This window comes from Roseomonas acroporae (assembly GCF_023223525.1).
Classification (GTDB): domain Bacteria; phylum Pseudomonadota; class Alphaproteobacteria; order Acetobacterales; family Acetobacteraceae; genus Roseomonas_E; species Roseomonas_E acroporae.
Genome location: NZ_JALPRX010000076.1, coordinates 1 through 10,883, shown reverse-complemented (window position 1 = coordinate 10,883; position 10,883 = coordinate 1). Strand labels below are relative to the sequence as shown.

At 73.4% G+C, this 10,883-nt stretch carries 10 protein-coding genes; 6 read left to right on the top strand and 4 right to left on the bottom strand.

Translation table 11 applies throughout. The features are described 5' to 3' along the window. The first annotated feature begins 16 nt into the window (after positions 1–16). Complete coding sequence (locus tag M0638_RS17360) at positions 17–670, top strand: TetR/AcrR family transcriptional regulator (RefSeq protein ID WP_248668263.1); 654 nt, start codon at positions 17–19, stop codon at positions 668–670. Positions 671–683: 13 nt separating this feature from the next. Here M0638_RS17360 and M0638_RS17355 read toward each other — a convergent pair whose 3' ends face one another. Both M0638_RS17355 and M0638_RS17350 read right to left on the bottom strand, forming a co-directional pair. After that, positions 684–1,220, bottom strand: coding sequence for a cupin domain-containing protein (locus M0638_RS17355; protein ID WP_248668262.1), 537 nt, complete (start codon positions 1,218–1,220; stop codon positions 684–686). A gap of 189 nt (positions 1,221–1,409) precedes the next feature. Continuing rightward, entirely contained in the window at positions 1,410–2,789 is a 1,380-nt protein-coding gene (locus M0638_RS17350) for an LLM class flavin-dependent oxidoreductase (protein WP_248668261.1), read from the bottom strand. A 289-nt stretch (positions 2,790–3,078) separates the two neighbouring features. Here M0638_RS17350 and M0638_RS17345 point away from each other — a divergent pair, with 289 nt between their 5' ends. The 3 genes from M0638_RS17345 to adhP all read left to right on the top strand — a co-directional run bounded on the left by M0638_RS17345 (position 3,079) and on the right by adhP (position 6,809). Then, positions 3,079–4,062 (top strand): GAF domain-containing protein, encoded by a 984-nt coding sequence (locus M0638_RS17345; protein ID WP_248668260.1) that lies wholly within the window; start codon positions 3,079–3,081, stop codon positions 4,060–4,062. Between the two features lie 137 nt (positions 4,063–4,199). Further along, entirely contained in the window at positions 4,200–5,717 is a 1,518-nt protein-coding gene (gene adh / locus M0638_RS17340; RefSeq protein WP_248668259.1) for an aldehyde dehydrogenase, read from the top strand. A 60-nt stretch (positions 5,718–5,777) separates the two neighbouring features. Further along, a complete protein-coding gene (gene adhP / locus M0638_RS17335; protein ID WP_248668258.1) occupies positions 5,778–6,809 on the top strand; it encodes an alcohol dehydrogenase AdhP in 1,032 nt (343 codons plus the stop codon). A 244-nt stretch (positions 6,810–7,053) separates the two neighbouring features. Here the strand turns inward: adhP and M0638_RS17330 are convergent, their stop codons facing one another. Both M0638_RS17330 and M0638_RS17325 read right to left on the bottom strand, forming a co-directional pair. Beyond that, on the bottom strand, positions 7,054–7,821 hold the full coding sequence (locus tag M0638_RS17330) for an SDR family oxidoreductase (protein WP_248668257.1): 768 nt from the start codon (positions 7,819–7,821) through the stop codon (positions 7,054–7,056). A 28-nt stretch (positions 7,822–7,849) separates the two neighbouring features. Continuing rightward, a complete protein-coding gene (locus M0638_RS17325; protein ID WP_248668256.1) occupies positions 7,850–8,569 on the bottom strand; it encodes a GntR family transcriptional regulator in 720 nt (239 codons plus the stop codon). Between the two features lie 354 nt (positions 8,570–8,923). On the opposite strand from M0638_RS17325, the gene M0638_RS17320 reads away from it, so the two are divergent. Continuing rightward, positions 8,924–9,868 (top strand): 3-hydroxyacyl-CoA dehydrogenase, encoded by a 945-nt coding sequence (locus M0638_RS17320; protein WP_248668255.1) that lies wholly within the window; start codon positions 8,924–8,926, stop codon positions 9,866–9,868. Positions 9,869–9,870: 2 nt separating this feature from the next. Beyond that, positions 9,871–10,836: a BKACE family enzyme gene (locus tag M0638_RS17315; RefSeq protein WP_248668254.1), complete on the top strand. Its 966-nt coding sequence runs from the start codon at positions 9,871–9,873 to the stop codon at positions 10,834–10,836. Positions 10,837–10,883: the final 47 nt, after the last annotated feature.

The window sequence follows — 10,883 nt, the reverse complement described above, 5'->3', positions numbered from 1 at the left end:
GCGGCGGGCACCGGCCGTGCCGGGCCGGCCCCGCGACGCCGCGCTGGCGCAGGAGACGATCCTCCGCGTGGCCCGCGCCCATTTCGTCGCGCACGGCCTCGCCGGCGCGCGCATCGACGTGATCGCCCGCGAGGCCGGCTACAGCAAGGCGATGATCTACCACTACTACGGGAGCAAGGAGGCGCTCTACGTGGCGGTGCTGGAGGCCAGCTACCGCGACTTCGTGGCGCCCCGGCGCCAGGTGCGCGTCGCCGAGGTCGGCCCGGTGCGGGCGCTGGAGGCCTTCATCCGCGAGGGCGCCGCCTCGATCCGGCGCGATCCCTCGATCCTCAGCCTGCTCGGCATCGAGAACCTGCACGAGGCCGCCTATCTGCGCCGCACCGGCGTCGCCGCCGCGCTCTACCCGCCGCTGATCGCGCAATTGCGGGAGATCGTCGAGGCGGGCGAGCGGCAGGGCGTCTTCCGCGCCGGGATCGACCCGGTCCACCTCTACGTCTCGCTCTCCTCGCTGATCTTCCACGCCGTCAGCAACCGCTTCACCCTCGCCGTCACCCTCTCGGCCGACGTGCCCGGCGCGGCCTTCCTGGACCGGCAGGTGGAGGAGGCGGTGGCGATGGTGGTCGGCTACTGCCGCAACCCGCCGCCGGCCCCCGCCGCCACGCCCGGCTGAGGCGGCCGCGCGGCTACGCATCCCCCTCCGCCAGATGCGCCGCGCGGCGCTGGAACAGCGAATCGTCCGCGTAGCCCATCGCCTCCGGCCGGCCGCGGCCGAGCATCACCTGGAAGTAGACCGGCTCCAGGCTGGTGTTGTCGTAGCCGTGGATCACCCCGGCCGGCGCCGAGATGCACTCCCACGGCCCGAGCCGCGTGGTGACGCGCCGCCCCGTCTCGTCCTCCACGAACACGTCGAGCAGGCCCTGGAGGACGAAGAACACCTCCTCCACCTCGTGCGTGTGCGCGGCGTTCCCCTGCCCCGGCTCCACGTACATGATCGAGAGGGTGAAATTCCCCGCCGGGATCACGCTCGGGTCGTTGTGCTTGCCCGAGCCGCCGGCGCCGATGAAGCGGTGCTGCGCCCGCTTCCAGCCCTCGATCTTGGCGTCCTCGAAGGCGTTCCAGTCGGGCTTCTTGTCGCGGAAGCGGCCGACGTAGCGGCCCATGATCTCCTCGAGGCTCGCTGCCGCAAGCTCGGGCGCGCGCTGGTGTCGGGCGGTGGCCATGTCGGTCGGTCCTTTCCTGTGCGTGTTCCCGGCCGGTTCGGCTGCATGCCGGCCGCTTCGTGTGGCGAGGGCCCCGGGGCGCTGCCCCGGACCCCGCCCCGGACTCCGCCAGGAAGGGCGCCGCCCTTCCTGGAACCATCCCGCGAAGGGGCGAAGCCCCCTTCGAGACCCCCATTGGCCTGGGCAGGCTCAGACGGCCGCGCCGTAACGGAACCGCGCCCCCGGATGCGGCGGCGCCAGCCGGTCCCGCCCCGTGCCCGACAGCTTCGCGCGCAGCGTGCCCGGCGCGTAGGCGGTGGGGTAGGCGCCGCGCCGCTGCAATTCCGGCACCAGCAGGTCCACCACGTCGCGATAGGTCCGGTGCGCGACCACGTAGGCCAGGTTGAAGCCGTCGATGTCCGTCGCCTCCATCCACTCCTGCATCCGGTCGGCCACCTGCGCCGCCGTGCCGACGAAGACCGGCCCGCGCCCGCCCAGGCTCTGGTGCTCGCCCAGCTCGCGGATGGTCCACCGCCGGTCCGGATCGGCCGAGGTGAAGGAGTCGACCGCCGAGCGCATGGCGTTGGTGTCGATGTGCGTCAGCACCTCGTCCATGCCGTACTGCGCCAGGTCGATGCCCATCAGCCCGGAGAGGTGCGCGAGCCCCGCCACCGGGTCCACGTGGCGCCGGTAGTCGTCGTACAGCGCCCAGGCCTCCCGCTCGGTCCCGGCGACGATGGCGGTGGCCAGGGCGTAGGCCACGATGTCGCCCGCCGCGCGGCCGGCGCGGACCGCCTCGGCGCGGATCTGGCGCATCTGCTCGGCGATCACCTTCCGCGAGGGGCCGGCGACGAAGATCCCCTCCGCGTGCTTTCCCGCGAAGGCGCGGCCGCGCCCCGAGGCGCCGGCCTGGAACAGCGTCGGCGTGCGCTGCGGCGAGGGCTCGCAGAGATGGATCGTGTCGAGGCCGAAGAACTCGCCCGAGAAGCTCACCTTGCGGACCCTGGCCGGGTCGGCGAAGCAGCCGCGCGCGCGGTCGCGGCAGGCGGCGTCGTCCTCCCAGCTCCCTTCCCAGAGGCGGTAGACCACCTCCATGAACTCCTCGGCCATGTCGTAGCGCCGGGAATGGTCGACGAAGCCCGCCTGTCCCGTCGCCGCCCGGCCGGTGCTCTGCAGGAAGCCGGTGACGATGTTCCAGCCGATCCGGCCGCCGGTGAGGTGGTCCAGCGTGGACATGCGCCGGGCGAAGACGTGCGGCGGCTCGTAGGTCAGGGTGCAGGTGACGCCGAAGCCGAGATGCGTGGTCGCGTCGGCCAGCGCCGGGAGCATCGGCACCGGGTCGAGGATCGGCAGCGAGACGGCGTGCCGCAGCGCCGCGTCCGGGGTGCCGCCATAGGTGTCGTACACGCCGATGACGTCCGCGAGGAACAGGCCGTCGAACAGCCCGCGCTCCAGGATCGCGCACATCTCCTTCCAGTAGGCCAGCGTGTTGTAGCGCCCGACCTCGTTGCCGGGGTACCCCCAGAGCGAGGAGGCCTGCGAGCCCGGCGTGGCCATGTTGAACGCGTTCAGTCGGATGGGCCTGGTCATCCTCGTCTCCCGCGGGGCGCCGCGGCCACGGAGCGCGGCGCCACCGATCGAATAACCGACCAGTCAGTCGATTGCAACGCGATTGCCGCGCCGCACCATTCCCATCCGGCGCGTTGCCGGGCCGCCGGGCGCGCGGGGACGGCCCCCCGCCATCGAATTCCGCCGAATTTTCCGGCGGGGCGGCACGGCCCCCGTCGTGGTATACCGGCCCCGCTGCCCGGCCGGTGCCCGGCCGCGACGACGCGGCCGGTCCGCCACGGCGGGGGCCGTGCCCGACCCCGGAGGAAACATGGCGAGGCCCAGCCAACGCCCGCATGCCGAGCAGGTCCGCGCCGTGCTGGAGGACGGCACCGCGGCCCGCTCGACCATCGCCGCCTCCTGGCGCCGCTGCATGACCCTCTACCGGCTGGACCCGGAGCGCGCCGTCCCGCCCCCCATCCTGCCCGAGGCGGCCATGCGCGAGCGGCGCGAGCGGCTGGGCGCGCTGGTGGCGGCGGCGCAGCCGGTCATGGAGCGCCTGCTCCAGGCCACCGGCGGCATGGGCTGCTGCGTGCTGCTGACCGACCGCGACGGCGTGCCGGTGGAGCGGCGCGGCCATGGCAGCGACGACCGGCAGTTCCGCGACTGGGGCCTCTGGACCGGCGCCCTGTGGAACGAGGCGCATGCCGGCACCAACGGCATCGGCACCTGCCTGGCCGAGCGGCGCGCCCTGACCGTCCACCGCGACCAGCACTTCCACACCTTCCATGCCGGGCTGAGCTGCACCACCGTCCCGGTCTTCGACCACGCGGGCGAGCTGGCCGGCGCGCTCGACGTCTCCTCCTGCCGCGCCGACCTGACGGAGCAGGTGTCCGGGCTGATCGCCGCCGCCACGGCGGAGGCGGCGCGCCGCATCGAGGAGCGGAATTTCCGCCACGCCTTCCCCCGCGCCCGCATCGTGCTGGCCGACGAGACGGCGCCGAGCGGCGCCGCGCCGGGCGCGCTGCTGGCGATCGACGCGGACGACCTGGTGGTGGGCGCGACGCGCGCCGCGCGCCTCGCCCTCGGCATCACCGCCGAGCGGCTGCGCCGGCCGCTGCCGGCCGCCGACCTGCTCGATGGCGGGCGGGACGGCGCCCCGGAGGACGACCTGGGGCGGGCCGAGCGCGCGGCGCTGCAACGGGCGCTGGCGCGCGCCGGCGGCAACGTCTCCGCCACCGCCTCGGCGCTCGGCCTCAGCCGCGCCACGCTGCACCGCAAGCTGCGCCGCCTCGGCCTGCGCGGCCGGGAATGATCGCGATCCCGCCGCCCATGTCGCAGATCTGCGACACGCGCCGCGACGGGCGCTTGCCGCCCCGCTGACGTGGCGGGGGCTTCGGGTCCAGGTTTCCACCCAAGGCGCACCCATCCAGGGTGCGGGAGGAGGAAGCAGTGACCAAGCTCGAATCCCTGCGTGCCGACGCGGCGCCGTTCAAGCCCCGCTACGGCAACTTCATCGGCGGCGACTGGATCGAACCGGCGAAGCGCCGCTACTTCCCCAACCTCTCGCCGGTCAACGGCCGCATCCTCTGCGAGGTGGCGCGCTCCGACGCCGAGGACATCGAGCGCGCGCTCGACGCCGCGCACGCCGCGCGCGAAGCCTGGGGGAAGCAGAGCCCCGCCGCCCGCGCCGCCGTGCTGCTCGCCATCGCCGACCGCATGGAGCGGAACCTCGACCTGCTCGCCCGCGCCGAGAGCTGGGACAACGGCAAGCCGATCCGCGAGACCACCGCCGCCGACCTGCCGCTCGCCATCGACCACTTCCGCTACTTCGCCGGCTGCCTGCGCGCGCAGGAAGGCGCGCTGTCGGAGATCGACGAGGACACCATCGCCTACCACTTCCACGAGCCGCTCGGCGTGGTCGGGCAGATCATCCCGTGGAACTTCCCGCTGCTGATGGCCTGCTGGAAGCTCGCCCCGGCGCTGGCGGCCGGCAATTGCGTGGTGCTCAAGCCCGCCGAGCAGACGCCCGCCTCGATCCTGGTGCTGGCCGGGCTGATCGGCGACCTGCTGCCGCCCGGCGTGCTCAACGTCGTCAACGGCTACGGCATCGAGGCCGGCAAGCCGCTCGCCTCCTCGCCGCGCATCGCCAAGATCGCCTTCACCGGCGAGACCTCCACCGGCCGGCTCATCATGCAGTACGCCAGCCAGAACCTGATCCCGGTGACACTGGAGCTGGGCGGCAAGTCGCCCAACATCTTCTTCGCCGACGTGGCGCGGGAGGACGACGACTTCCTCGACAAGGCGATCGAGGGCTTCGCCATGTTCGCGCTGAACCAGGGCGAGGTCTGCACCTGCCCCTCCCGCGCGCTGATCCACGAATCCCTCTACGACCGCTTCATGGAGCGGGCGCTGGCGCGCGTCGGCGCCATCGTGCAGGGCAACCCGCTCGATCCCGGGACCATGATCGGCGCCCAGGCCTCGGCCGAGCAGATGGAGAAGATCCTCGGCTACGTCGAGATCGGCCGCCAGGAGGGGGCGGAGCTGCTGGCGGGCGGCGAGCGCAACCGCCTGCCCGGCGACCTGGCGGACGGCTTCTACGTGCAGCCCACCGTGTTCCGCGGCAGCAACCGCATGCGCATCTTCCAGGAGGAGATCTTCGGCCCGGTCGTCTCCGTCACCACCTTCAGGGACGACGAGGAGGCGCTGGCGATCGCCAACGACACGCTCTACGGCCTCGGCGCCGGGGTCTGGACGCGCGACATCAACCGCGCCTACCGCTTCGGCCGCGCCATCCAGGCCGGGCGGGTCTGGACCAATTGCTACCACGCCTATCCCGCGCACGCCGCCTTCGGCGGCTACAAGCAGTCCGGCATCGGGCGGGAGACGCACCGCATGATGCTCGACCACTACCAGCAGACCAAGAACATGCTGGTCAGCTACAGCCCGAAGAAACTCGGCTTCTTCTGAGCCGCGCGGCCCGGCCCCGAGCCCCGGCGCCGGGCCGGACAACACCGGAGGAGGAAAAGAATGGCCCGAACCATGAAGGCGGCCGTCGTCCACGAATTCGGCAAGCCCCTCGCCATCGAGGAGGTGCCGGTTCCCGAGCCGGGCGCCGGCCAGATCCAGGTCGCGATCAAGGCGTCCGGCGTCTGCCACACCGACCTGCACGCCGCCGAGGGCGACTGGCCCGTGAAGCCGAACCCGCCCTTCATCCCCGGCCACGAAGGCGTGGGCTACGTCTCCGCCGTCGGCGCCGGGGTGAAGCACGTCAAGGAGGGCGACCGCGTCGGCGTGCCCTGGCTCTACACCGCCTGCGGCCACTGCAAGCACTGCCTCGGCGGCTGGGAGACGCTGTGCGAGGAGCAGCAGAACACCGGCTACTCCGTCAACGGCGGCTTCGCCGAGTACGTCGTGGCGGACCCGAACTTCGTCGGCCACCTGCCCGGCAACGTCTCCTTCACCGAGATCGCCCCGGTGCTCTGCGCCGGCGTCACCGTGTACAAGGGCCTCAAGATGACGGAGGCCAAGCCCGGCGACTGGGTGGTGATCTCCGGCATCGGCGGGCTCGGCCACATGGCGGTGCAGTACGCGCGGGCCATGGGCATGCACGTCGCGGCGGTCGACATCGACGACACCAAGCTGGAGCTGGCCCGCCGCCTCGGCGCCGCCATCACCGTCAACGCCCGCCACGAGGACCCGGCAACCGTCGTCAAGCGCGAGACGGGCGGCGGCGCGCAGGGCGTGCTCGTCACCGCCGTCTCGCCCAAGGCCTTCGAGCAGGCGCTCGGCGTGGTCGGGCGCGGCGGCACGGTGGCGCTGAACGGCCTGCCGCCCGGCGACTTCCCGCTGCCGATCTTCGACATGGTGCTGAACGGCATCACCGTGCGCGGCTCCATCGTCGGCACGCGGCTCGACCTGCAGGAATCGCTCGACTTCGCCGGCGAGGGGCTGGTGAAGGCGACGGTCAGCACCGAGAAGCTGGAGAACATCAACGACGTGTTCGCGCGCATGCACAAGGGCGCGATCGAGGGGCGCGTGGTGCTCGACCTCGCGGCCTGAGAGCACGCGTTTCGGGGCGCTGCCCCGGACCCCGCCAGGGAAGGCGCTGCCTTCCCTGGACCCATCCGCCGGGGCCGGGAGGCCCCAGACCCCGTTCGTTGGGGGGGAGGTGGTTCGACCGTCGGGACTCGAATCCGAACGGGGGGTCCAAGGGGGCTTCGCCCCCCAACGGACCTTTGGGGTGGGAGGATACCCGAGGAGGGCAAAGCCCTCCCTGGAAAAGGGTGCCGGGAAAGGCCCCGCATCACGACAGCATGCGCAGGTCCCCGTCCACCGCGATCGCCTGCCCCGACACCGTCCGCCCGCGCGGCGAGCACAGCAGCAGCACCTGGTCCGCGAGCTGCCGCGCCGTGACGTATTCCTTGATCGAGGCGTTGGCGAAGGCCACCTGCTCCATCTCCGCGTAGCTCACGCCGCGCTGCTGCGCCTTCGCCTCCAGCACACGCCGTTGCCGGTCCCCCGCGACGAGGCCGGGCAGGATGGCGTTGACGCGGATTCCCGCCCCGCCCAGCTCGATCGAGAGCGACTTGGTGAAGCCGATCACCCCCCACTTCGCCGCCGCGTAGGGCGTGCGCCCGGCGAAGCCGTGCCTTCCCGCCGCCGAGGAAAGGTTCACGATCGAGGCGTTGGAGCTCTGCCGCAGATGCGGCACGGCCAGCCGCGCGCAGTTGAACTGGCTGGTCAGGCAGACCTCCAGGCAGCGGTCCCAGTCCTCGGGGTTGATCTCGTCCACCCCGCCGGTGGGGCCAGCGATGCCGGCGTTGTTCACCAGCACGTCCAGCCCGCCGAGGAAGCCGAGCGCCGACTCGAACATCGCCGCCACCTGCGTGCGGTCGGACACGTCCGCGACCACGTGGCCGACGCCGGCCGGCAGCGAGGCGAGGCCCGCCCCGTCGATGTCGCAGGTGAACACGCGCGCGCCCTCCTCGACGAACGCCTCCACGATGCCGCGCCCGATCCCCGCGGCACCCGCCGTCACCAGCACGCGCAGCCCGCCGATCCCGAGATCCATCCCGTTCCTCCCTTTCCCCGCGCGCCCTTCACCCCGGCGCCGCATCCTCCGCCGCCAGCCCGCCGCGCGCGACGATGTAGGCGGCCGCCTCCTCGATGTCGGCGACGATCGCCGCCCGCGCCGCCGCCGCGTCGCCCGCCTCGATCGCCGCCAGCGCCGCCGCGTGGCAGCGCAGCGCCGAGCCCTGGCGCAGCCGCGCCGGGTCCGAGCGCAGGTCGAGGTTCAGCACCGGCCCGACCTTCAGCCACAGCCCGGCGATGATGTCGCGCAGCGGCGCGAGGCCGCACGCCTCGTAGATGCGGAAGTGCACGTCGCGGTTCAGCGCCACGGCACGCTGCAGGTCCGGCCGCGCCTGCCCGGCCATGGCGCGGAAGGCGGCCTCGGCGCGGCGTATCGCAGCCAGCTCGGCCGCGCTGCGCGCCGTCGCGGCGCGGGCGGCGGCCAGCCCCTCCACGGCGATCCGCGTCTCGGCGAGCGCCAGGAAGCGGCCGCGCGGCATCAGCGGAACGCGCACGGCGCGGTTGGGCGCCACCTCCAGCGCCCCGTCCGCCACCAGCCGCGCCACCGCCTCGCGCACCGGCATCACCGAGACGCCGAGCGCCGCCGCCGTGTCGCGCAGCGAGAGCCGCTCGCCCGGCGCCAGCCGGCCCGCGATCAGCAGCTCCGCCAGCCTGCCGTGCACCGACGCGCCGAGGGTGCGCCGCGCCAGCGGCGGCTCCGCCTCCAGGGCGCGGGCACCGTTCAGCATGGCCCGGGGGGCGAGCCGGGAGACGGCCCCTGGGACGGCCCCTGGGACAGCCCATGGGACGACCCGCGGGCCGAGCCGGACGAGCCTTGGGACGGCCGGGGGGCTGGACAGGGCTGCGGCATCACAGGCAGGATGACTGTGATCACAGATCACAGCAAGAGCCGGCTCGGCGGGCCACCACGCCCCGCCGCCGCGCGACGGAGGAAACGTCCCGATGCCCGAGGCTCCGCCGCCGGTCCCCGCCCGGCCGTGACCGGCACCGTTGCGGCCGGCACCGTTGCGGCCGGCACCGTTGCGGCCGGCACCGTTGCGGCCGGCCCCGTTGCGGCCGGCACCGTTGCGGCCGGCCCCGTCGTGACCGGTACCGTCGCCATCGTCGGCACCGGCCTGATCGGCCGCGCCTGGGCCGCCATCTTCGCGCGTGCCGGCTGGTCGGTGCGGCTCTGGGACCCGGCGGCGGGGGTGGCGGCCAACGCCGTCGGCCTCTGCGCCGAGGGTCTGCGCGACCTCGCCTCGCAGGGCCTCTGCGACGACCCGGCGGCGGCGGCCGCGCGCATCGTCGCCTGCCCGACGCTGGAGTCGGCGCTCGACGGCGCCGACTTCGTGCAGGAGAGCGGGCCGGAGGACCCGGCGATCAAGCGCGACCTCTTCGCGCGGCTCGACGCGCTGGCGCCGCCGGGCGCCATCCTCGCCTCCTCCTCCTCGGCCATCCGCACCTCGGTCTTCACCGAGGCGCTGCCGGGGCGGGCGCGCTGCCTGATCGGCCACCCGGTCAACCCGCCGCACCTGATCCCGCTGGTGGAGCTCTCCGGCGCCGAGTGGACCGCGCCCGGGACCATCGCCCGCGCCCGCGCCGTCTACGGGTCGATCGGCCAGGTGCCGGTCACCGTGCTGAAGGAGGTGGAGGGCTTCATCCTCAACCGCCTCCAGGGCGCGCTGCTGGCCGAGGCGTTCCGGCTGGTGTCGGAAGGCTACGTCACGCCCGAGGACCTCGACCGCACCGTCGCCGACGGGCTCGGCCTGCGCTGGAGCTTCATGGGGCCGTTCGAGACCATCGAGCTGAACGCGCCGGGCGGCATCCCCGACTACTGCGCGCGCTACACGGGCTTCTACCGGCGCCTCGCCGCCGCCCCGGCGGGCCCCGAGGTGTACGGGCCGGCGGCGACGGCGGCGATCCTGGCGCAGTGGCGGGCGGCGCCGGACCTGCCGGCGAAGATGGCCTGGCGCGACCGGCGCCTCGCCGCGCTCAGGGCGCACAAGAAGCGCTGGGTACACGAGAAGCAGCAGACGGAGGGTTGAGCATGGCGGGCCAGGGCCAGGGGAAGAGCCAGGGGAAGAGCAAGGGCGGGCGCAAGGTCATCATCACCTGCGCGGTGACGGGGGCGATCCACACGCCCTCCATGTCGCCGCACCTGCCGATCACGGCGGAGGAGATCGCCGACGCGGCGGTGGGCGCGGCCGAGGCGGGCGCCGCCATCGTCCACCTGCACGCGCGCAACCCGGAGGATGGGCGCCCCGACCAGTCGCCGGAGGCCTTCGCGCCCTTCCTGCCGGTCATCAAGCAGCGCACCGACGCGGTGGTGAACCTGACCACCGGCGGCGCGCCGACCATGACCATCGAGCAGCGCGTGCGCCCGGCCGCGACCTTCAAGCCGGAGGTGGCCTCGCTCAACCTCGGCTCGATGAATTTCGGCCTGTTCGGGATGCTGAACCGCTTCAAGGAGTTCAGGCATCAGTGGGAGAAGGACTACCTCTCCGACAAGGGCATCATCTTCCGCAACAGCTTCGCCGACATCGAGTACATCCTGACCACCTGCGCCGGCAACGACACGCGCTTCGAGTTCGAGTGCTACGACACGGCGCACCTCTACAACCTGAAGTACTTCTTCGATCAGGGGCTGGTGAAGGCGCCGCTGTTCATCCAGACCGTGTTCGGCCTGCAGGGCGGCATCGGCGCGCACCCGGACGACGTGCTGCACATGAAGCGCACCGCGGACCGGCTGTTCGGCGACGATTACCGGTGGTCCGTGCTGGGCGCCGGGCGCAACCAGCTTCCCATCGCGGCGATGGCGGCGGCGATGGGCGGCAACGTCCGCGTCGGGCTGGAGGACAGCCTGTGGGCCGGGCCCGGGAAGCTCGCCGAGACCAACGCCGTGCAGGTCCGCGCCGTGCGCCAGATCATCGAGGGGCTGGGCCTGGAGGTCGCGACGCCGGACGAGGCGCGCGAGATCCTCTCGCTCAAGGGCGGCGACCGCGTGGCGTTCTGACGCCTCGCGCCGGCCCGCCGGGGCCGCCCGGCGGCGGGGCGCGCCCC